Source organism: Hominimerdicola alba 8, assembly GCF_000178155.2.
GTDB classification, from domain to species: Bacteria; Bacillota; Clostridia; order Oscillospirales; family Ruminococcaceae; genus Hominimerdicola; species Hominimerdicola alba_C.
Genome location: NZ_ADKM02000085.1, coordinates 72,017 through 95,233, shown reverse-complemented (window position 1 = coordinate 95,233; position 23,217 = coordinate 72,017). Strand labels below are relative to the sequence as shown.

20 protein-coding genes are annotated in these 23,217 nt (G+C 46.7%); 11 read left to right on the top strand and 9 right to left on the bottom strand.

The window, feature by feature from the left end:
- Positions 1-24: 24 nt before the first annotated feature.
- The 8 genes from CUS_RS09460 to pyk form a co-directional block, all read right to left on the bottom strand.
- A complete protein-coding gene (locus CUS_RS09460) occupies positions 25-330 on the bottom strand; it encodes a cyclic-phosphate processing receiver domain-containing protein (protein WP_002849907.1) in 306 nt (101 codons plus the stop codon).
- A 65-nt stretch (positions 331-395) separates the two neighbouring features.
- The gene (locus tag CUS_RS09455; protein WP_002849920.1) at positions 396-1,055 is read right to left on the bottom strand and encodes a hypothetical protein; all 660 of its coding nucleotides are present in this window, start codon (positions 1,053-1,055) and stop codon (positions 396-398) included.
- Positions 1,056-1,067: 12 nt separating this feature from the next.
- A complete protein-coding gene (locus CUS_RS18610; RefSeq protein WP_002850057.1) occupies positions 1,068-2,465 on the bottom strand; it encodes a carbohydrate-binding domain-containing protein in 1,398 nt (465 codons plus the stop codon).
- A 113-nt stretch (positions 2,466-2,578) separates the two neighbouring features.
- Positions 2,579-3,286, bottom strand: coding sequence for a DUF4956 domain-containing protein (locus tag CUS_RS09445; protein ID WP_037276983.1), 708 nt, complete (start codon positions 3,284-3,286; stop codon positions 2,579-2,581).
- Entirely contained in the window at positions 3,273-4,037 is a 765-nt protein-coding gene (locus CUS_RS09440) for a polyphosphate polymerase domain-containing protein (RefSeq protein ID WP_002850052.1), read from the bottom strand. Before CUS_RS09440 ends, CUS_RS09445 begins: the two co-directional genes overlap by 14 nt.
- Before the next feature lie 329 nt (positions 4,038-4,366).
- Positions 4,367-5,704 carry a sensor histidine kinase gene (locus CUS_RS09435; RefSeq protein WP_002849900.1) on the bottom strand — a complete coding sequence of 446 codons (1,338 nt, stop codon included), beginning with the start codon at positions 5,702-5,704 and terminating at the stop codon, positions 4,367-4,369.
- Positions 5,701-6,378, bottom strand: a complete 678-nt coding sequence (locus CUS_RS09430; protein WP_002849892.1) for a response regulator transcription factor — start codon at positions 6,376-6,378, stop codon at positions 5,701-5,703. Before CUS_RS09430 ends, CUS_RS09435 begins: the two co-directional genes overlap by 4 nt.
- Before the next feature lie 544 nt (positions 6,379-6,922).
- The gene (pyk, locus tag CUS_RS09425) at positions 6,923-8,341 is read right to left on the bottom strand and encodes a pyruvate kinase (RefSeq protein WP_002850065.1); all 1,419 of its coding nucleotides are present in this window, start codon (positions 8,339-8,341) and stop codon (positions 6,923-6,925) included.
- 366 nt (positions 8,342-8,707) lie between these two features.
- Between pyk and CUS_RS09420 the strand changes: the two genes are divergently transcribed.
- From CUS_RS09420 to CUS_RS09375, 10 genes are all read left to right on the top strand, one after another.
- Positions 8,708-9,172, top strand: a complete 465-nt coding sequence (locus CUS_RS09420; RefSeq protein ID WP_002849898.1) for a hypothetical protein — start codon at positions 8,708-8,710, stop codon at positions 9,170-9,172.
- A 374-nt stretch (positions 9,173-9,546) separates the two neighbouring features.
- Positions 9,547-10,563 (top strand): heat-inducible transcriptional repressor HrcA, encoded by a 1,017-nt coding sequence (hrcA, locus tag CUS_RS09415; RefSeq protein WP_002849926.1) that lies wholly within the window; start codon positions 9,547-9,549, stop codon positions 10,561-10,563.
- Positions 10,563-11,156: a nucleotide exchange factor GrpE gene (gene grpE, locus CUS_RS09410; protein WP_002849994.1), complete on the top strand. Its 594-nt coding sequence runs from the start codon at positions 10,563-10,565 to the stop codon at positions 11,154-11,156. The genes hrcA and grpE overlap by 1 nt, the downstream gene beginning before the upstream one ends.
- Before the next feature lie 90 nt (positions 11,157-11,246).
- Complete coding sequence (dnaK, locus tag CUS_RS09405; RefSeq protein WP_002849943.1) at positions 11,247-13,112, top strand: molecular chaperone DnaK; 1,866 nt, start codon at positions 11,247-11,249, stop codon at positions 13,110-13,112.
- Positions 13,113-13,182: 70 nt separating this feature from the next.
- Positions 13,183-14,337, top strand: a complete 1,155-nt coding sequence (gene dnaJ, locus CUS_RS09400) for a molecular chaperone DnaJ (protein ID WP_002850015.1) — start codon at positions 13,183-13,185, stop codon at positions 14,335-14,337.
- 581 nt (positions 14,338-14,918) lie between these two features.
- On the top strand, positions 14,919-15,311 hold the full coding sequence (locus CUS_RS09395) for a transcriptional repressor (RefSeq protein WP_037276982.1): 393 nt from the start codon (positions 14,919-14,921) through the stop codon (positions 15,309-15,311).
- Positions 15,312-15,327: 16 nt separating this feature from the next.
- Complete coding sequence (locus CUS_RS09390) at positions 15,328-15,630, top strand: hypothetical protein (RefSeq protein WP_002849884.1); 303 nt, start codon at positions 15,328-15,330, stop codon at positions 15,628-15,630.
- Positions 15,631-15,818: 188 nt separating this feature from the next.
- The gene (locus CUS_RS09385; RefSeq protein WP_002849988.1) at positions 15,819-17,468 is read left to right on the top strand and encodes a metal ABC transporter solute-binding protein, Zn/Mn family; all 1,650 of its coding nucleotides are present in this window, start codon (positions 15,819-15,821) and stop codon (positions 17,466-17,468) included.
- 8 nt (positions 17,469-17,476) lie between these two features.
- Positions 17,477-18,583: a CobW family GTP-binding protein gene (locus CUS_RS09380; RefSeq protein WP_037276981.1), complete on the top strand. Its 1,107-nt coding sequence runs from the start codon at positions 17,477-17,479 to the stop codon at positions 18,581-18,583.
- Between the two features lie 61 nt (positions 18,584-18,644).
- Positions 18,645-19,052 carry a GTP-binding protein gene (locus CUS_RS09375; protein ID WP_002849877.1) on the top strand — a complete coding sequence of 136 codons (408 nt, stop codon included), beginning with the start codon at positions 18,645-18,647 and terminating at the stop codon, positions 19,050-19,052.
- Between the two features lie 119 nt (positions 19,053-19,171).
- Here the strand turns inward: CUS_RS09375 and CUS_RS09370 are convergent, their stop codons facing one another.
- On the bottom strand, positions 19,172-21,826 hold the full coding sequence (locus tag CUS_RS09370; protein WP_002849905.1) for a cation-translocating P-type ATPase: 2,655 nt from the start codon (positions 21,824-21,826) through the stop codon (positions 19,172-19,174).
- A 540-nt stretch (positions 21,827-22,366) separates the two neighbouring features.
- Here CUS_RS09370 and CUS_RS09365 point away from each other — a divergent pair.
- Positions 22,367-22,840 (top strand): NUDIX hydrolase, encoded by a 474-nt coding sequence (locus CUS_RS09365; protein ID WP_002849990.1) that lies wholly within the window; start codon positions 22,367-22,369, stop codon positions 22,838-22,840.
- Positions 22,841-23,217 lie beyond the last annotated feature (377 nt).

The following is a 23,217-nucleotide window of genomic DNA, read 5'->3' as shown; positions in this document are numbered from 1 at the left end:
CTCGGTCAAGTACCGAGCCTTTTGTTATTCGGTCATGTTCATCGTAACAGCCGCCTGAGGAAAATTCTCCAGCGCGAATTTTTGCATCTCACGCCTGCCCTCGATATGCGTGCTGTGGATATTTATGTGCTTAGGATTTTTTCCGTTGGCTTTGAGCCACTGCAATATCTCCAGACCTGTATGACCGTCACCAAGATCAAAATCAAGGCTGACAAAATCAAAATCACCGAAGATGCTGTAGTAAAGCAGACAGTCATCATAGTTTCTCACGCATTCAAAGCCCTTTTCGGGAAATGTACGCAGATCATCGACAAACAGCTTAAGTCCCATATCGATCCCCCTATCAGGGAAATTATATCATACAAGCAAGCTGTTTGTCAAGTTACTGCAAATCTTTAAAATCCGCCATCTCTCCAGCCGCCCATGCCGCCGTTTCCGTCGTGCATACCGCCGCCGAAACCGCCCATTCCTCCTGTGCTGTTGGAAGTTATCACGCTGTCAAGTGTGATAGTTTCGCTCTCGTCACCTGCACTGACAGTGTAACTCTCACCCTGAACAAATTCGGGACAGGAGAAGATAACACCCTGCCATGTCTTTTGGTTAGTGAAAGTCAGCAGGACGTTTCCGTCACTGTCGGTCACAGTGAACTCAGTGTCGGCAGGGAAAGACTGTGTGAAATCGTAGCAGACCGCGCACTGGGTAGTGCCATCTTCTTCAAACATCTCCTCCATGCCTATCGCGCCACTGGCAATTATGGTACCGCCTGTGATGCTTGCAGAACCGTTGTGGTCTACCGAACCGTTACCGCTGTTCTCAGGACCGCTCACATAGATCAGTCCGCCCTCAATAATGAGGTCACCGTTGGAATCAAGACCGTCACCGCCCGAATCAACATTGAGCGTACCACCTGTTATTTTCAGGAAAACTCCTTCCTGCGCTGCAAAAGCATCTCTGCCCATACGCATGTCGGAACCTGTGTCACTGCCGCCTGCGCAGTTGATACCGTCATCGCGTGAAGTAACGCTGATTTCACCGCCGCTGATAGTGACAGTCATTCCCTCTATGCCCTAATAGCTTTTGGAAATGTCTATCTTGCCGCCGTCAATGACAAGATCGCCGCCTACATGTATTCCATCATCGCCTGAACTAGCCGTGAAACTGCCGCCGCTTATGTGTGCCGCACCATCACAGTGCAGTGCATCATCAGCTGAATCAATTGTAAAAGTTCCGTCCTCAATGACGATATTTCCGCCTGCTTTCAGCGCTTTTGCCGATGTGCCTGTGCTTTCAGTGCTGACAGTTTCATCTGACAGAAAGGATACCTCAAAACCACCGTCACTGCTCACGGGTTTCATATCGCCCATGTCACCCATATCAGGGGGAGTTCCCATCTCACCGCCGCCGAAACCATCAGGTGGTGTACCCATATCTCCGCCGTCAAAGCCATCGGGAGGAGTACCCATATCTCCGTCAAAATTGCCGAAGTCATCGGGTCTGCCGCCAAAACCGCCGTTCTCATCGCGTCTGCCGCCTTTACCGAAGCCATTCTGCCAGTCGCCGTTAGGACTGCCGTCAGCTTTCACAGAAGCATTTTCGCTTCCGCCGCCTGTGGTTATATCAAAATCGCCGCCTGAAAATTGCAGGTCGGTCTTAGCGAAGAAAGCATCTCCGCCAGCGTTTACTTTGAAACTGCCGCCTGTTATGCTGACTATTCCCTTGCCATCTTCTTCGCTGTTTGTTGACTTTACAGCATCAGTGCCTGATGTCAGGTCAAATACGCCCGCACTTATCTTGACACTGTCTTTACCCACAAGCGCCGAACTTGCAGATGTGACAGTCACATTGCCGCCTGTTATGACAAGGTCATCTTTTGACACTATACCGTGTTTGTAATTTGCGTTGACAGTCAGCGAGCCGTCACCGTTTATAGTCAGATCTGACTTTGAGAATACTGCCCCATCAGTGTTCTCACCATCAGCAAGGGCATAACTTGCACCATCAGTCAGTGAATTTACAGTACCGCTCTCCAGCAGCATGAATACTTTGTCAGCCGACTTTACAAGCACAGGTGCATTGTCAGCGCAAGTCAGACTTAGTTCGTTCAGGACCAGCTTTATCTTGGCGGTGTCAGCTGCTTCAACTATTATCCTGCCGTTTGAACAGCTTCCGCTGAGCACGTAAGTGCCATCTTCTGTTATGGTGACTGTTGTACCATCTGCACTTACACCTGTTCCGGAAACATCTGCTCCGTCATCACTGAATATCACAGCCGCCGAATCAGACTCTTCGTATCCCACCTCGATGTCATCTGCTTCGATGCCTGCTTCTGCCGCAGTCACCACAGCTGCGCTCTCTGCATTGTTCTTGTCAGATACTTTGCTGCCTGTTTCAGCGCAGCCTGCCATGCTTATGACTGCTATCGCTGCTGCGAAAGCCGCAAACCTTTTCATACTATCCTTTTTCATGGAATTCCCTCCGTTCCATTAATTTATTAAATCATTTACCCTATATTTTTATACAGCAACACTCACCTGCGATAAAACTCTGTCAGGTGAGTGTTTAGTTACATATTTATGAATTAGAGCTGCTTTTCCATATCAGGCAATTTTCTTGCCACGAGTATCTCCAGATTGCCGTTGCGTACTCTCAGTTCATCAATGAACGCTTTCTCATTGACACCCTTTTTGAGAGTGATGTCATATCTCAGCTTGAAAAGGCTGCCCATATTAGTGGTCTTGACCTGTTCCAGCTTTGCCTTAGTTGTGAACTTATCGAATATATCGTCGAATACTTCGCTGTAATCAAGGCTCTCAGGAATGGTTATCATCAGTGACTTCTCATTCTCAGCGCTTTCACCGAGAGGAAGTATCATGTAAACTATATTGCCGGCAATAACTATCACTGTAAAGAGAGCTGCCAGCACCAGATGATTCGTGCCTGTTGCCAGACCTACTGCCATTGAAAGGAATATCGCAAGTATATCCTTTGCATTGCCCGGCATCGAACGGAAGCGTACTAAGCTGAACGCACCTGCCACAGCAACACCTGTTCCGAGATTGCCGTTGACCAGCATGATTATCACCTGTACTATCACAGGCAGAAGTGCCAGTGTAGTCGCAAAACTCTTGCTCTTGCCCTGCTTATAGCAGAAGCTGAATGCTATAGCCGCGCCAACCAGGAGTGAAACGACAGAGCAGATAAAAAACGTCGAATTATTGATAGTAGATGTTCCCACAGATGAAGTGAGATCGAGAGAAAATGTTTGAAAATTGTTAAGCACAGTCATTCACCTTTCCTTTACTGTTTAAGTTGTCAAGTTTAAGATATTCATTCTGGTCGAGGGCTTCGCTGAAAACCCGCTTATATGCTTCACCGTATTTTGAGAAGCTGGCGGGATAGATCTTAAGATCGTCTAACAGGTGACTCAGCCAAAGTGGCATAACACCGGGTATCTTGATCTCCATGATCCTTGTGTGTGGGTCGAGCAGTTTGTCGCCCCACACACCTTTCTCCAGTCGTACCTCTTCCTCACGGTAAGTAATGTTGCTGTCGAAGGTTATGCGAAGATCCGGGTTGCCGATACCTGCATAAGCTATCCTGTCATAGCTTAAGTACATCGCAGGCGCAATGTCTTTGTAGAAATGCAGGAAATAGTCTATCTCCTTTTCGATCTGCGGGTTCTTACCCGGCATCACGCCGAAATTAACGAACTCGTAGCTGTCTATCAGCGACATATCAACGCGCCTTTTGTAGACAACGCCTTTGTACTTCTTTTTAAGTTCAACAAAGACCTTACTGTCTTTATTAGGTACGCCGTAGCTTCTTATACGGAGTTTTTCCTTATATACGGGCTTTTCCATAGAAGTTCTTATCAATTGATGATCGGGTGTGTCGTAATAGATATTGCAGATGGTAGTCAGTCCGTAGTTATCTGCTGCGGCTTTGCCTGCCATGAACCTTACCAGTTCTTCCTGCTGCTCGTCAGTGACGATATATTTCTTCTCGACACGCTTGAAGATCTCTTGAATAGCTGCCATAAATATCAGTCCTTTCGTTTTGGTTTTTTTTCAGGTTCGCTTCCCTTCTATGATTATAAGTATAAGCCCTCGACCTTAAACTTAACTTAACATTGAGTGAAACTTTTGAAAAAATCATAATATAATTTTCGGACGTAAAAAAACCCGAATTTTAAGTCTTTTAGCTTACTGTCGTTACTTATGCGACAGTAGTTCTAAACGTTTTTCATACACAGGAAAGTGTCTTTCGGTTATTAATTTAAGTTTGGTTTTAGCTAGTGTTTAAACAAACATCAGCGCAGTCGCCTTATCATTTATAAAGCCACCGCGCCGATATCCGTTTTCTGCCGTCATACCATCTTAAGTTTTGCCCTGAAAATGATCCTGCCGTTCTCAGTTTTGCAATCTATCTTGCCCTTATGTGCATCAACAGTAGCTTTCGCTACCGAAAGCCCGATGCCGTAACCTGTCTTTTTCTCGCCGTCATCTCTCTTGCGTGAACTGTCTGCTCTGTAAAATCGGTCAAACAGGCGTTCAGGGTGTGATGGCGGTTCTTTGCAGTCGTTCTCTACCGATATCACTGCATGCCGTCCACTCCCCGACTTTGTAAGCACAGCCTTTATCGAACCGTCCTTGTCGCAGTATTTAACGGCATTCTCAGTGAGTATCGAAACCAGTTGTCTCAGTGCACCTTCATCACCGTTTACACGGATACCCTCCTGCGCCTCTATCTCAAGGCTCAGACCCTTGTTCGCCGCAAGAGTCTTGAAAGGCTCTGCGATATCGATGAAAGCGTCAGTAAGGCTGAACTCCTCAAAAGTCAGCTTGACCGCATCTTCGTCCATGCGTGCCAGCTTAAGGAGGTTGGCAATGAGTCCGTTCAGCCGTTCTATCTGGTTTTTGATGCTCTCAGTCCACTCACTGGGTTCGCTTATCATCTCAATGACTTCTGTGTTAGCCGATATGATCGCCAGCGGAGTTTTTATCTCATGTCCCGCATCTGTTATAAACATGCGCTGTTTCTCATAGTTATCGATGAACGGCTTGACAGCCATTTTCGATAATACCATTATCAGCACACATATCAGCATCCAGCCGCCCAGCGATATCGCCGCAGATACCAGTATGAAGTTCTGCTTGGTCTGTATACCGTCACGGCAATCAAGGAATATGTACAATACACCGCCGTCAGCGGTATCCTTGACTGCATATCTGTAATTGTCTGCAAAGCCCGAAGTCTTTTTCTCGGCATTTACCCGTTCTGCATATTCAAGCGCTTCATAACTGGATACAGCCGCTATATGACCGGTGTTGACCCTTACAGGCTTCAGGTCACGGTCATACCGCACATAGAAATATCTGGTCTGGTAGCGTGTTTCTTCGTTGAGTTTTAAACCAAAGCTGTCGTTACGCTTCATATCCTGATTCGGCGATGGCGGCGGTGCATTCTGACCAGCAGAATTATTCACATCACCGTATCGGTTATCAGGCTTGATGCTTTTCTGTTCTCTGCGCATAAAATCAGGAAAATCGCCGTCATTTTCGCAGAGTATCTGCATTATCTGCGTTTCACGCTTGTTTATCTGCCTTATATTTATGGCATTTATAGACCCTACGACTACCAGTTCAACTATCAGCACACTCAGCGCGGCTATCAGTATAAACCTTCGCTGAAGCCGCTTTATCATTCCCTGACCTCCAGCGTGTAGCCTACACCTCTGCTGGCTTTTATCTCGATATCAGCCTTGACCGCAGTCAGCTTTTTGCGTATATAGGATATATACACCCACACCACGCTTATTTCAGCCTCAGCATCAAAGCCCCATATCTTCTCCATAAGGCGTTCGGTAGATATCAGCACATTTCGGTTGAGCATAAGCATCTCCAGCACCTGGAATTCCTTGTTGCCCAGTTTCTGTTCACCGCCCTCAGGAGTCGATATGACGAACCTCTCCCTGTCAAGGGTGACATTCCCGACTTTAAGAGAGTTCGGTGCAAATTCAGTCTTGCGTCTTGTCATAGCCCTGATACGAGCCAGCAATTCGCCCATAGCAAAAGGCTTGGTCAGATAATCATCAGCGCCGCTGTCAAGACCTGTTATCCTGTCCTCCACCTGCGACTTTGCAGTCAGCAGTAATACAGGGGTCTGTATACCCTTGTCACGTATCCGCTTAAGAACAGTTATGCCGTCCATACCTGGCATCATTATGTCCAGTATTATTCCGTCATACTCAGCGCCGATGATGTAATCATAAGCGTCAAGCCCATCATACACGGCATCAACAGAATAGTTGTTATGTTTGAAAACAGCGACCAATGCGTTTGAAAGTTCCTTTTCGTCTTCTGCCAGCAATAATCTCATGTGGGTCCACTCCTTATTGATGTATTTTTCGCCACAGCAGATAATCTCCGCCGTAACACTGCTGTACCCTATCATATCGTATCAGATACAGCTTAAATATAGTTTAAATCACACGACACGACTTAGCTGACCACATCTGCTGCAAAAAAATAATTACGGTCATCCCCAATTAAATAAGTCTATGTCATTTACATAATTATATCATACTCAAACGCATTTTACAAGGCAGATATGATAATTATTTAAAACACATTCCATAAAATTACTGAACTATCCCCGCATCACCTCCTGAAATTATTTGCGCAACCTCCTCTATTATATTATAGCATATATCAAGTCTGCCAACAAGGATAATATAGCAATATATATTAAAATCGCGGCATAAAATTACCAAAAATTGCCGACCGTCTTCGCAGACGATCGGCAATCTATAGCAATCCAACTTTTTAAATTCACAAAATCCAGTCGCAAAAGCTGGGATTTATGGGTTTTGTGACTGGATTTTGTCTGAATTTTAAGGCGGATTGCTATATATTACTTTTTATCAAACTCTTTCGACCTTCATAAGGTTTGTGGTGCCGCTTATACCCAGAGGTACGCCGGCAGTGACAACTACAAGGTCGCCCTCTTTCAGGTAGCCCTTTTCAAGCGCAACTTTTATTGCGCGGGAGATAAGTTCATCAGTATTGTCCATCTCTTCTACAAGACCGGGAAGAACGCCCCATGACATATTCATCTGATGACAGGTCACCGTATCGGTGGTCAGACCGATTATCGGGCAGTCAGGTCTGTACTTTGAGAGTATGCGTGCAGTTGCACCGCTCTTGGTAACAGTCAGCACAGCCGCTGCCTTAAGGTCATGTGCAGTGGTGACAGTCGCGTGGCAGATAGCATCTGTTATGCTGGGATGATCCACATTGTCACGCTTCTGGAAGCGGCGCACATAGTCGATATCGCCCTCAGTAGTTTCAGCTATGAGACTCATGGTCTTTACAACATCAACAGGGTACTTGCCAGCAGCAGTTTCGCCCGAAAGCATTATAGCAGATGTGCCGTCATAGATAGCGTTTGCAACATCAGTGATCTCGGCTCTTGTGGGGCGTGGATTGGTTATCATAGACTCCAGCATCTGAGTCGCAGTGATGACCTGTTTGCCTGCATTATAAGCCTTATGTATCAGCTCTTTCTGTATGGCAGGTATCTTCTCGAAAGGTATCTCAACACCCATGTCGCCGCGCGCTACCATTATGCCGTCAGCAACTTCAAGTATCTCGTCTATATTCTCAACGCCCTCAGCATTCTCGATCTTTGCAATTATGCGCGGGTTGAACCAGCCAAGACTCTGAGTGAATTTCCTCAGATAGGTAACATCTGCACCTGTTCTTACAAAAGAAGCCGCAATGAAATCAAAGCCCATCTTAGCACCGAAAGCGAGGTCAGCCATATCTGCATCGGAGATGTAAGGCATTGACAGCTTGACACCGGGAACATTGATACCCTTATGGTCTGACACTACGCCGCCGTGTATAACTTCGCACTGGATATCTGTGGAGTCTATCTTGACAGCCTTAAGTTCGATGACACCATCGTTTATAAGGATACGTGTACCTGTGGAGATATCCTTAGGCAGTCTTGGAAAAGTGATGGAGCAGATGCTCTCATCGCCCTCAACATCTCTTGTGGTCAATGTGAAAGTGTCGCCGTCCTTTATGGTGACAGGCTTGTGATCCTTGAAATTTTTCAGTCTTATCTCAGGACCCTTTGTATCCATCAGTGTCGCAATGTTCAGACCCATCTCATCACGCAGACGTGTGATGGTTTCAAAGCGCTTCTGATGTGTTTCATGTTCGGAATGGGAGAAATTGAAGCGTGCAACATCCATTCCGTTTTTCATCATGTCACGCAGTACGTTCTCATCATCGGTAGCAGGACCAATGGTGCAGACGATTTTTGTTTTACGCATATAAAACAACTCCTAATATAAACAATTCAGTCAGCAGATATACACGCCATGTATAAAACGGAGTTCCATCAGACAAGGTCAGGTCATCGCGAAAGTAAGCCTCAGCTTACATACAAAAACTGAAAAGCCCGAAAAAACAGCAAGTCGGCGTCAAAATAGTTGACCGTAAAAAAACAATATTTGTTTTTATTATACTACTATGACAAATATTTGTCAAGCACATTTCGGACAAAATATCATTTACATGACATTTAATGGATAGTTCATAACATTTCATAAAAAGGGCTTGACAAATAAAACAAAAAATGACATAATATAAATTAGAAAAATGGAAATTGACACAAATTTTCTAATAGGGGGTTTTTTATGGATATGAAAAAAATCGGCAGACAGATGAGTTTGATGATGGGGGTCACGCTAAGTCTTGTGCTGTCATTCGTTGGGGTATTTACATCGGGTCAGTTCACTTTGCCCGCATTTATAATGAGTTTTCTTGAAAGCCTTGTGATAAGTCTTATAATAGGCATGTTCGTGCCGATGAAAAAGGTCGGTGATGCGGTATGTGACAAAGCAGGTGTCACGGGCAAGCCTCTGGCATGCCGCGCACTTGAAAGTCTTGTATCAGACCTTATCTACACACCGATAATAACTGTCGTAATGGTATTCATGGCATACAAGCAGGCAACAAAACACGGCGCGCCGCTGAAATTCGCTCCAATGCTGGGCAAATCTATGGTGGTAAGCCTTGTGGTCGCATACCTTTTTATATTTCTTGTAACACCCAATTACATGAAATTCATAATGAAGAAAAACGGCGGCAAGCCGCAGTGATAAGCTGACAGATCCCGAAGCGTCCAAACTCGCTTCGGGATCTTTTTTCGCGCAATAGAAACGACACTGTTGCAGATACGCAGTAAAAAAGTTCTGCCTTTGTGTAAAAGCATATCGACCTGCTTTTTATCCGTCAGATGCTCTCAAAAGCAGTATTTGCCGCATTACGGAATAAAGTGCAGTACAAGTTGTGTAAAATGCACAATTTTTACTTGAATAATTTTATAACTTTGGCGGGAAAATTAGTCTAAAGGACTTGACAAAAAGTGAAAAAAGGTTTAAACTATACTTAGCACTCAGAGAGAGTGAGTGCTAACACCCGAAAGTCGTGAGTGCTAAACTACCAGCTTTACGGAGTACAGGAAGGTGAGCATATGGACGACAGAAAGCTAAAAATTTTATCGGCGGTCGTTGATGAATATATCGTCACGGGTGAACCTGTCGGTTCAAAGGCTATCATGGCACATGTCAAAGCATCGTCGGCAACGATACGCAACGAGATGGCTGAGTTGGAAAAACAAGGCTTTCTCGAACAGCCTCACACTTCGGCGGGCAGAGTACCCACTTATAAAGGTTACAGGCTGTATGTCGATAAGCTGATGGAGCAGGATCCTCTGAGCGAGGAAGAGAAAAAACAGCTGGATTCGATGCTTCCCGATGATTTCATCACCGAGAAAGATCTTGTTGAGAGCGCTTCGCTGGCACTTGCCGATCTTACAAAATGCGCTACGGTAGTCGCAAATTCAACGCCTAAATTCTCGCTGATATCAAAGGTCGAGGTAATACCTACAGGCAAACGCATGTATGTGATACTTATGATAACCTCCAGCGGCGAGATAAAAAACAAGGTGTGCAGACTTGAATTTGACCTGACACATGAACAGCTTGAGTTCTTTGATAATTTTGTCAAGCAGAACCTTAGCGGTATACCGCTAAGTGAATTGACAGATGCAAACATCGAAAAGCTGACAGAAGCGATGGGCACGTATATGATGACCCTTTCACCGCTTGTCAGTGAACTGCTGAAAATGACCAAAGAACTTGACAGAGATGTGATGGTCAAGGGTCAGAAAAATCTGCTGACCTGCAAGGATTTCGACCAGACCGAGATAATCACGTTCATGGAGAATGAAAAAGAACTGATGGATTTCATCGACAGCACATTCTCAGGGCTGAATGTGAAATTCTCACCCGAAACCGATGGCTTTGTGATACACAATTCCTCGATAATCACAGCACCGTTCTCAAAGGGCGGCAAAACAGCGGGTACACTGGGTCTGATCGGTCCGATGAGAATAGATTATGCGAAGTTTATCCCGTATCTCGAATATTTCACATCGCGTATAACCGATATGATAACCGAGCGGGACGAAACTGATGATGATAAATAATGACAGAAAGGCAGGCGCATATGATGTCTGAAAAGGATATAGAGAAACAGGACGAACTGGAAGAGGAACTGAATGACTCGGCTGAGGAAACAGCCGAAGAAACAGAGGAGAAAGAGGAAAAAGAAAACGCCGAAGAAACTGCCGAAGAGATCAGCGAGGAAGACAAGCTGAAAGCTGAACTTGCCGAAAGCAAGGACAAGTACCTCAGACTTATGGCAGAGTACGATAACTTCCGCAAGCGTTCGGCTAAAGAAAGACTTGAACTTTCGGCTGCGGTAAAGGGCGATACGGTGTCGGATATACTTCCCGTTCTCGATAATTTCGAGAGAGCGCTGAACACCGAAACAGAGGACGAGGCTTACAAACAGGGCATCGAGATGATCTTCAAGCAGTTCACCGATGCACTGACTAAGCTGGGTATCGAGCCCATCGACCCTGTAGGCGAAGTATTTGACCCGAACATCGCTAATGCAGTAAACCAGATAGAAGACCCCGAACTTGGAGAAAACGTAGTTGCACAGGTCTTCCAGAAAGGCTACAGGATAGGCGATAAGGTCATCAGATATGCGATGGTCGTTGTGGCAAATCCATAGTAAATTAAGTATATAGAACGCGGTAAGTTCCGCATTATATATTATCACTTAAACCATTTTAAAAGAGAAAGATCGAAAGGATGATATTTTATGGCAAAGATAATAGGTATTGACCTCGGTACAACAAACTCCTGCGTAGCAGTTATGGAAGGCGGCGAAGCAGTAGTTATCCCCAACAGCGAGGGCGCTAGAACAACTCCTTCGGTAGTTGGTCTTTCAAAGACAGGCGACAGACTTGTAGGTCAGGTCGCTAAGAGACAGGCTGTTACCAACTACGAGAACACTGTTATTTCTATAAAGAGACACATGGGTTCAGACTATAAGGCTACTATGGGCGGCAAGGAATACACCCCTCAGGAGATCTCCGCTATGATACTCCAGAAGCTGAAAGCTGACGCTGAGGCTTATCTGGGCGAAAAGGTAACAGAAGCTGTCATCACTGTTCCTGCTTACTTCACCGATGCTCAGAGACAGGCTACTAAGGACGCAGGTCAGATCGCAGGTCTGACTGTTAAGAGAATAATCAACGAGCCTACCGCTGCTGCTCTTTCCTACGGTATCGACAAGGAAGAGGATCAGAAGGTAATGGTATACGATCTGGGCGGCGGTACATTCGATGTTTCCATCATCGAGATGGGTGACGGCGTTACCGAAGTTCTGGCTACCGCAGGTAACAACAAGCTGGGCGGCGATGACTTCGACCAGAGGATCATCGACTGGATGGTAAATGAGTTCAAGGCTGCTGAGGGTGTTGACCTGACCGCTGACAAGCTGGCTATGCAGAGATTGAAGGAAGCTGCTGAAAAGGCTAAGATAGAACTGTCAAGCACTCCTTCTTCGACTATCTCACTGCCGTTCATCACTGCTGACTCCACAGGTCCTAAGCACCTGGAGATGACACTGACACAGGCTAAGTTCAACGAGATGACTGCTGATCTGGTAGAATCCACAATGGGTCCTGTAAGACAGGCATTGAGCGACTCAGGTCTGTCCGCAGGCGATCTCAAGAAGGTACTGATGGTCGGCGGTTCTTCCAGAATACCCGCTGTTCAGGAAGCTGTTAAGAGATTCATCGGCAAAGAGCCATTCAAGGGCATCAACCCCGATGAGTGCGTTGCTCTCGGTGCTGCATATCAGGGCGGCGTTCTTGGCGGCGATGTTAAGGACGGTCTGCTGCTGCTGGACGTAACTCCTCTGTCACTCGGTCTGGAAACTATGGGCGGCGTCTGCACTAAGATCATCGAGAGAAACACCACTATCCCTACCAAGAAGAGCCAGATATTCTCCACCGCTGCTGATAACCAGAGCGCTGTTGACATCAACGTTCTGCAGGGCGAAAGAGAATTTGCAAAAGATAACAAGCAGCTGGGTATGTTCAGACTGGACGGCATCGCACCTGCTCCCAGAGGTATACCTCAGATCGAAGTTACTTTCGATATAGATGCAAACGGCATCGTTCACGTATCCGCTAAGGATCTGGGCACAGGCAAGGAACAGAACATCACTATCACTTCTTCCACCAACATGTCTAAGGAAGACATAGACAAGGCTGTAAAGGAAGCTGAGGCTTTCGCAGCTGAGGACGCTAAGAAGAAGGAAGAGGTTGACACCAGAAACAACGCAGATCAGCTGGCATTCCAGGCTGAAAAGTCCCTCAAGGACTTCGGCGACAAGGTAGACGCTGCTGACAAGGCAAACTGCGAAAGCAAGATCGAAGCTCTTAAGGAGGCACTCAAGGGTACTGATTTGGAGGCTATCAAGGCTAAGCACAAGGATCTGGAGGAAACATTCCAGCAGGTAGCTACTAAGATCTACCAGCAGGCCGGTGCACAGGGCGGCGCTCAGGGCTTTGACCCCAACAACATGAACATGGGCGGCGCAGCTGCAGGTGCAGCTGACAACAGCAACAAGGGCGGCGATGATGTTATCGACGCTGAGTTCACTGACGCAGACTAATTCGATAAGATGACGGCAGCCTCCGTTCCATATGCGGGACGGAGGCTATGCTGATATAGGAGCGATATATATGGCAGATAAAAGAGATTACTACGAAGTGCTCGGCGTGCAGAAAGGTGCGTCGGAGGACGAACTGAAAAAGGCTTTCCGTAAGCTCGCCAAGCAGTATCACCCCGATCTGCACCCGGGCGACAAGGAGGCAGAGGAAAAATTCAAAGAGGTCAACGAAGCATATGAGGTGCTTTCTGACCCCGAAAAGCGGTCGAGATACGATCAGTTCGGTCATGCAGGCGTTGACCCCAACTATGGCGGCGGCGCAGGTGCAGGCGGTTTCGGCGGCTTTGGCGACATGGGCGATATCTTCGACTCGATCTTCAGCGGATTCGGATTTGGTTCCGGCGGCGGACGCGCGGCTAACCCCAACGCCCCCAGACGCGGCGCAGATATACGTGCAAACCTGACCATAGACTTTATGGAAGCATGCACAGGCAAAAAAGTCAAGATGAAGTATCCACGCAGCGAATCCTGTCCAGATTGTAACGGTACAGGTGCAGCAGCAGGCACTTCACCAAAGACCTGCCCGGACTGTCACGGTACCGGCACTGTAAGGATAAGCCAGCGCACACCTTTTGGCAACATCTCACAGACTGCCACTTGTTCACGCTGCGGCGGCAAGGGCAGGATAGTTGATAACCCATGCCGTACATGCAGCGGTCAGGGTATGGTAAAGAAGACGATCGAGCGCGATATCGACATTCCCGCAGGTATCGACGACGGTCAGACACTCAGAGTCGCAGGCGAGGGCAATCGCGGCACAAACGGTGGTCCCAGCGGCGATCTGCATATCAATATCACGGTCAGACCCGACCCGATATTTGAGCGCGACGGCTACGACGTCTGGACAGACATACCGATAACCTATGCACAGGCAACACTGGGCGATGAGATAACTGTTCCCACAGTCGGCGGCAAGGTCAAGTACACAGTGCCCGAAGGCACACAGAACAACACCGTTTTCAGGCTTAAGGGCAAGGGTATCAAGCGCCTTAACCGCAGTGATTACGGTGACCATTATGTGCGCATAAATGTAGAAGTCCCCCGCAACCTCACCCGCGACCAGAAAGAAAAGCTGCGCGAATTTGAGGCTTCCCTCAACGAAAAGAACTACGCTAAGCGCAACACTTTCAAAGATAAGCTGGAAAAGATAAAAGATATTTTCAAGTAAGATCCTTATTCTATCATTCACGTTTGATCTGATATCGCAAAGCATTTTCTCGCAAGGTCGGCACTCTTAAAAATTTTTTTAAAACTAATAATAAAGACATATTCAATACGTAAAAAAAGGAAGAAACTTCATTCTGAGGTTTCTTCCTTTTTTAGTAAGCACATATTTTGTTACTTCATATCTATATAATTATAACTAATTATATTTTAACGCGGTAGTTTGACTTCAACTTTAATACCGTTGTTTTCCAAAAGCTGAATGTCTTTTTCGGATATCCGCTCACTGATAGGATCGTCAATATCCGGGGATTTTTTTGGACATTAATGCTTATCTACGAAAAAAAGTCTTTTATACATCGCACGAAAGTACGTGCTGTAATTGAAGCAGAAGGTAAAAGCAACATATAAAAAAACCTACTTTTTCTTTGTCAAAATTTCACAAAAGCAATTTGAGAGTTACTTTCATTTTATCGGAGATTTAGAAGTTAATGGTAACGTATTGACAAAAGCCGGTCAAACAGTTATAATATAAAAACGAAAATGATAGTTACTTTCAAATCTCAGATGATCGAAGGTGATATAATGGCAACTTACAATACAATGCAGAGGACTGTCATACTATCTTTTCTTAAAACAAATATGGGTCAGGCATTTACCGTTAAAGAGATGATAGCGGGTATACGTGCTGACAGCAGCACAGGTATATCTCTGCCTGAGAGCACCGTCTACCGTATCATGGGCAACCTTGTGAAAAGCGGTATCGCAAAGCGTGATATCAACCGCAATCGCGAATATCAATACCGCTTGTCAGATGACAAAAAAGGCAGGGTGATCGTGCGGTGCAGGATATGCGGCAAAGTACAGCAGATAGATGAAGAAGTCTGTCGTGAGATGATCAACGAGCTGAATGATCACGGCTCTATGGGGACTGACGGAGATATCGAGATACTTGTGATATGTGATGACTGTAAGTAAAGTGAGGTGAGCAGACATGTCAGAAAGCAGAAAGAAAATCGTATCGTGGATAGTGCTTGCGGCACTGTGGTTCGTGATACTGGGTTCATCTGCATTTATCATCGCCCATGCCGAACACGACTGTACGGGCGGAGAATGTGTTGTCTGCACAGCACTGTCTGAGTGCCACAAAACACTGCGAACTTTCGGGACGGCTTCTGCCGGGACGATACAGCCTGTGATGATATCCTGCTTACTTGCAGTGATATGCAGTGCTGTCAGCAGAAGAGGTCGGGTACACACCACCCTTATCTCCCTCAAAGTCGAACTTCTGGATTGAGCATAAAAGAACGACCATGTATGCTATATAATGAAAGAATATATTTCCTCCTTGAAATATCAGTGCTGTAATACATGGCGAGAACGGCGTTTTATACGCAACGAAAAATTCTTTCTTATGGCGTGTCACCGCAATGGACGGTAACACAGCCACCGCGTTTAATTATTCTATCCGGAGGTCATTAATTTATGTTAAAGAAAAAAATAGGCATTTATGCCCTGATATTAGCAATGGCAGCAGCGGGACTTGCAGGCTGCGGTACCGCTGAAAAAGCAAATTCTTCCGAAAAGCCTTTGTCAAAATCGGGCGGCAAGGAAGGTAACAAGTCATTCAGCGTGGTATGCACCATCTTCCCTGAATATGACTGGACAAAGGAAATTCTCGGTGAGCATGCTGACGATGCAGAGATCACTTATCTGCTGGACAACGGCGTTGACCTGCACAACTATCAGCCCACCGCTGACGATATACTGAAAATATCCTCCTGCGACCTGTTCGTGTATGTTGGCGGAGAGTCTGATGAATGGGTCGAAAATGCCCTTGCAGAAGCAAATAACGAAGATATGAAAGTTGTGGAGCTGATGGACGTTCTGGGTGACTCCGCAAAAGTCGAAGAACTCAAAGAAGGCATGCAGGAAGATGAACACGAGCATGACCACGATCACAGCAAGGAAGTTTCCACCTTTGAGGACGATGAAGTTAAGGACAGAAGCCTTTCAGACTGGGCAGGCGAATGGCAGTCTGCATATCCGCTGGTGCTGGACGGTTCACTTGATGAAGCGTGGGAGCATAAGTCAGAGGACGGCAGTATGACCGCAGAAGAGTACAAGGATTACTATACGATCGGTTATAAGACTGACATCAGTTCTGTAAAAATAGATGGTGACAACATAACATTTACCTACGATGACGGAAAGACAGTAAATTCGGATTATGAATACACAGGCTATTTCATTCAGAACTGGTCAACAGGCACAAAGGCAGCCATGTACCGTTTTGAAGCAGTTGACAAAGAGTCAGGCGCACCTGTGTATATCGAGTTCAACGACCATATGATCGAGCCTGAAAAGGCAGAACATTTCCATCTCAGAATGAGCAATGAAAGCTACGATGCCATAGTTGACCCGGAAGGCAACTGGCCTACTTTCTTTGATGCCGCACTGACTCCCGATGAGGTTTGTGATGAAGTCATCGGTCACGGTCACAGTGATGAGGATGAAGATGAAGAAGAACATGAGCACGAAGAAGAACACGAAGAAGAGCATGAAGATGAACACGAACACCATCATGAAGAGGGTGAAGAAGAGTACGATGAGCATGTTTGGCTCTCGGTGAAAAATGCAAAAACCATCTGCGGGGCGATAGAGAAAGAACTTGAAGCCATAGACCCCGACAATGCCGCCGACTATAAGGCGAACCTCGAAAGCTACACCGCAAAGCTGGACGAACTTGACAACAGCTTCAAGACACTTGTTGACAGTGCTTCCTCAAAGACACTTGTTTTTGGTGACAGATTCCCGTTCAGATATTTTGTTGATGATTACGGTCTGGACTATTACGCTGCATTCATCGGCTGTTCTGCCGAAACAGAAGCCAGTTTTGAAACGATAGCTTTCCTCGCTGACAAGGTAAATGAACTTGACTGCGGCACCATATTCACTCTTGAAAATTCTTCTAAAGATATAGCGAATTCCATCATATCAGCATCGGGCAAAAGTGCAGAGATCGCAGAACTCAACTCACTCCAGTCGATATCAGCGGACGACATAGCAAACGGCACAAGCTATCTTTCCATAATGCAGAAGAACTATGATGTTCTCGCAGGCGTGCTGAAATGAGGTGCAGTATGAACAATAAAAAAATACCGGTCATACTTATAACAGGCTATCTCGGTTCGGGCAAGACTACCCTCATGCAGAACCTTTTGAAACAGGAACAGCGCAAGATAGCGCTTATAGTCAATGACATGGGCAGTGTCAACATAGATGCTGCACTGCTCAACAAAAATCGTGACCGCATAGCTTCTGTTGAAATGGTGGAACTCCAGAACGGCTGTATCTGCTGTACTTTGCGTGATGAATTTATCGCTGAGATAGAGCGCATATCACAGCTGCCCGACATCGAAGCTGTTTTCGTTGAAGCATCGGGCATAAGTGAACCGTCGAATATTGCGGCATCGTTTGTGATATACACAGAGGACACCCCCGATACCAACGTTTATCTCAGTTCTGTCGTATCGGTGGTAGATGCTGACCGCATATACAACGAATTCCTGCGGGAGATAACTATGGAGAACGACACAGAAGAGGGCGACATCATAAACCTTATAATCGACCAGATAGAATTCTGTGACCTTGTAATACTCAACAAGACCGACCTTTTGTGCGAAAGACAGATAGAAGAGGTCACAAAAGCGATACGCGATATACAGTCGGAAGCCGAGATAATACCCGCTGTCAACAGCGTTGTAGATACCGACAAGATACTTCACGGCAGAGAATTCGACTATCATTCGGTAAAGGCTTCATCATCGATACAGCGTGCGCTGAACACCAATGAACCTAATGACAAGGAAGCCTGCATGGACGAATACGGAATAACCTCTTTCGTGTATGAGGAAGTGCGTCCCTTTGACAGAGAAAAGTTCATGGCACTGGTGGACGAGTACCCCGCAGAACTTATCCGCACAAAAGGCTATATGTGGTTCGCTGATGACGATGTGCATATACAGCTTTTCGAGCAGGCGGGGCGCAACGCAAGTGTCACCGAACTGAATGAGTGGCTGGCTTCCTGCCCGCAGGAAGAAGTTGAAGCCATACTTGAAAGCTATCCCGACCTGAAAGAAGACTGGGACGACAAGTACGGCGACCGAATAAACCAGCTGGTATTCATCGGCAAGGGCTATAAAAAGGCAGATATTCTTGCAAAGCTGGAAAGCTGTCTGACGATATAAATACTACACAAGTGCAGAAGGACGGCAGTTTTTCTGCACTTTGTTTTTGAATGAGGAACGAATGATGAAAAAAATACCTGTTTACCTTTTTCTCGGCTTTCTTGAAAGCGGCAAAACTACTCTTATACAGAAAACGCTTGCAAACAAACGCTTTGGTAACGGCGAGAACATTTTACTGCTTGTATGTGAAGAAGGTCTTGAAGAATACGACCTTTCAAAGCTGAAACAAAACAATATCACCCTGCATGTGATGGAAGAAAGCACAGAACTTGAAGAAAGTTCGCTGTTAAAACTTTCTGACGAATGCGGCGCTGACAGAGTGGTCATCGAGTACAACGGCATGTGGCATCTCAACGACCTGCTTATGAACAAGCCCGAAAATCCGGCTGATCTTCCGGACGGTCTTTGCAGCCGATGCTTCAACGATAGCCATGTATTTACAAAGCTGCCGCAGTCTTGTGGTGGATAAGGTGAATATCTGCGACCTGGCGATATTTGACCGCTGTCACAGACAGGATAAAGGCGCTGTTCTGATAAACGATAATGCTGTGCGGTCATCGGTGCCGCACAGCATTTTTATGTTATTATCTATTCTTTCGCAGGCATATCGAATGTACTGCGTCTGCCTAACTTCTTTGCTGACCACACAGATCCCGACAGCACAGGCACAGAGAATGCCGAGCAAACCGACAATATAAGACAGCGCAGATCGGGCACAGCAGTGCTGAATATCTTACCGAGCACAGGTATATAAATTCCCGCAAACAGCGCCGCCGCAGAAGCCGTCACCGCGAATAGGAGAAATCCGTTGTTAAAATGCGGAACCGTGAACAGAGTTTTCTCTTCGGACTTGCACTCGAAAACATGTATAAGCTGACTCAGCACAAGGGTGATAAGCGCACCTGTACGTGCCGCAGAAAGAGGTTCGCCCGCTTTCAGGAGCACAGTGAATGTCGCAAGGGTGCATATACCGATAAGAATGCCCCTCAGAAGCATTCGCCAGAGAAGTCCCCCGCTGAAAAAGCTGTCGCTCTCTTTACGCGGTTTTCTTTCCATCACAGATTTTTCGGGCGGTTCAAGCCCCAGCGCCACCGCAGGCAGACTGTCTGTCACAAGGTTGACCAGCAATATCTGCGCAGGCAGCATCACCATCGGCAGACCCATCATTATCCCTCCGAACATCGTCACCACTTCACCGATATTGCTTGAGATCATATAACGCACGAACTTGCGTATATTCGCATATATCGTCCTGCCGTCCTCCACTGCACTGACAAGCGTTGCAAAATTGTCATCTAGCAGTATTATGTCTGCCGCCTGCTTTGTTACCTCAGTACCCTGAATGCCCATCGAAACGCCGATATCAGCTTCCTTTACGGCAGGCGCATCATTGACACCGTCGCCTGTCATGGCACAGATATGACCCTTAGCCTTGAAAGCCTTGACTATCCTCAGCTTGTGCGCAGGTGTCACTCGCGCGAAAACAGCGCAGTTGTCGATTATCTCAGTCAGACGTTCATCAGTGATCGCATCAAGTTCGGCACCTGTAAGAACAAGGCTCCCCTGCTTCATGATACCCACCTGCCTTGCGATGGCGGCGGCAGTCAGCTTGTGGTCGCCTGTTATCATCACAGTCCTTATACCCGCCCGCTGACATTGACGGACTGCCGCCGCCGCTTCGGGTCGAGGCGGGTCTTGCATGCCCATCAGCCCAAGAAAGACAGTTCTTCCCCCCTCTATCTTGCAGAAAGCCAGCACCCGCAGACCCTCAGCCGCAAGGGTATCGCCCTGACGCAGAACAGCCAGCTTTTCAGCACTAACGAAAGGCTTTACGCCAGCGGAAGACAGTGCGGCAGTGCATTCATTTATTATAACATCAGCGCTCCCCTTTTTGTAGGAAATGACCTGTCCCGCCCTGTCACGGCATATCACTGTCATTGAACGGCTCTCGCTGTCAAAGGGTATCTCGTCCTGTCTTGTGAGTTCTAAGGTGTCAGCGCGAATGCCCGCCTCAGCCGCCGCAGTAACTATGGCGCATTCGGTCGGGTCGCCGTTGGCGGTAAATCGCGGCAGAGAGTTCTTGCCTTTTAACAGTGACGGCGAATTTTCCACCAGTTCAGCATTTGAGCATACAGCCCCGCAGGTCAGCAGTTCACGGATAGCATCGGGCAATTCGGCAGGCAGTTCATCTGCCGAGATCGGCGTACCCTCTGCATCGGTCAGGGTGGTGACTTTCATCTTGTTCTGAGTGACTGTACCTGTTTTATCGGTGCAGATAACTGATGCACAGCCCAGCGTTTCCACAGAATGAAGTCTGTGAACAAGTGCGTTTCTCTTAAGCATTTTGCGCACCGCCAGCGAAAGTGCTATCGTCACAGCCGCAGGCAGACCCTCAGGTATGGCGGCGATGGCGATAGTTATGCCTGTCATAGCCATATCAAGCAGAGGTTCGCCCCGCAGAAGTCCCGCTATGAAAACGATAAAGCATATGACTATGCAGATGACTGCCAGTGTTCTGCCCAGTTCAGCCAGCTTTTTTTGCAAAGGTGTAAGTTCTTCCCCGATGCTGTCAAGCATCACCGAAACGCGCCCCATCTGTGTACGCTTGCCTGTGGCAGTTGTTTCGATAATGGCAGTGCCTTTAGTGACAACAGTACCCATATAAGCCATATATTCCTTATTCAGCGATGAAAAATCCACTTCATCACGGCGGGGCTGTTTGCGGGCAGGTTCAGCTTCACCTGTGAGTATAGCTTCGTCACAGCAGAGGGCTTTACAACTGATTATGTAGCCGTCAGCGGGTATCTTGTCGCCAGCTTCAACGGCAAAAACATCACCGCAGACCAACTTTTCGGCAGGCAGTTTTTTCAGTACGCCATCACGGTAGACTCGTGCAGTGGGGGCAGTCATAGCTTCCAGCTTTTCGAGGGTCTTCTCACAGCGGTACTCCTGGATAAATCCTAAAAAGGCGTTTATGACCACAACCGCAATGATGGGTACAGCATCGGTGTACTGCCCCAGCAGTACCGAAACAACCATCGCTCCGAGAAGTATCATCACCATAACATCATGGAACTGCCCCACAAATATTTTCAGCGGACCTTTCTTCTTTTTGCCGCCAAGCAGATTTGCACCGTCCTCCGACAAGCGATGTTCTGCCTCAGCTGAGGTCAGTCCGCGCCGCTCAGACTGCGACATCTTCGGCGCGGCGTGTTCAAGGCTTTGTTCTAAGATCCCAAGCATTATCATCTTTCCTTTCTGTAAGACAAGTCGTATATCTAATACTATGCAGTCGGAAAATTTAAAATGACAAGCTGATATTTAGTAAAAACAAATATGACTATCCCTTTAGCACACCAACTAAAAATGCGGTGAACAAAAGGATAATTGAGCGTTGTATATCTTTCCCCCGCCTGCGGCGGGGGAAAGATATACGCCAAGAACCTTAAGTTCTGTATAGCCGCTGTTTTTGTGGTGTGTCAGCGGGATAACCACAAAAACAAATCCAGATCCCGCTGTATATTTCTTTCCTTGCCTTCGGCGGATAAAGCAATACGAACAACAGACATTTCATGTTGCCGGCAATACACATAAGAATTGGCAGAAAAACAAAAACGCACCCCAGACAGCAAACTTCGGTAATCTTCGCTATTGACATTTCGGCTGATTTGTTATATTATAGAATAGTATGCCGATGAGGGAGCGTACAGATATGTTCCATCGGCATTAAAAGACGGCGATGCTTTCAGCTGTATGATGGAGATAGTATAGGAGGTTTGTGCTGTGAGCGGATATATTTCCGAGATGCGCAAGCTGGTCGGACATAAAACGATAATACAGTGTGCGGGCAGTGTGATATGCGTTGACGAACATGGCAGACTTCTGCTGGGCAAACGCACTGACAACCACCTGTGGGGCTACGCAGGCGGTTCTGTCGAGATAGATGAAAAGGTCGAGGACTGCGCCAAGCGCGAACTTTTCGAGGAAACAGGTCTTACCGCAGAAGAGCTGGAGTTTTTCTGCGTAAACTCAGGCAGTGACGCCCATTACATCTACCCAAACGGCGATGAAGTTTCTAATGTTGAGATAATATACATCTGCCGCAAGTTCAGCGGTGAACCAAGACCTCAGCCCGAAGAGATAGAAGAACTTCGTTTTTTCACACCGCAGGAGATAGAAATTAATATGATATCACCGCCAATAAGACCCGTTTTCAGACGATATTTCGAGGTATTCGGCAAAAATGAAAACAAGTAGTGCCGAGCACAAAGATCACGTATATCCGCAGAAACATACATATATTTCATGATGCCCCCAAAAGAAAGGTCTGGCAGACATTTTTGTTTTTTCGGACAAGCCGTTCTCAGGCGGCATGGGATACACATAAATCCCAATTTGGTTGTGTATTGTTCCCCCGCCGTAGGCGGGGGAACAATACGAAAGAGCAGCCATTTTGTATCATCAGCAATACACATCAAAATTGGGAGACACATAATAAAGAAAATTGTGATTATCCCGCTGATACACCAAAATAAACGATGTTATATCGGGAATTGAATACAGTTGGCGGTTATCTTTCCCCCGCCTGCGGCGGGGGAAAGATAACATCAACTCAGTTTTTCCTCATTGATAGA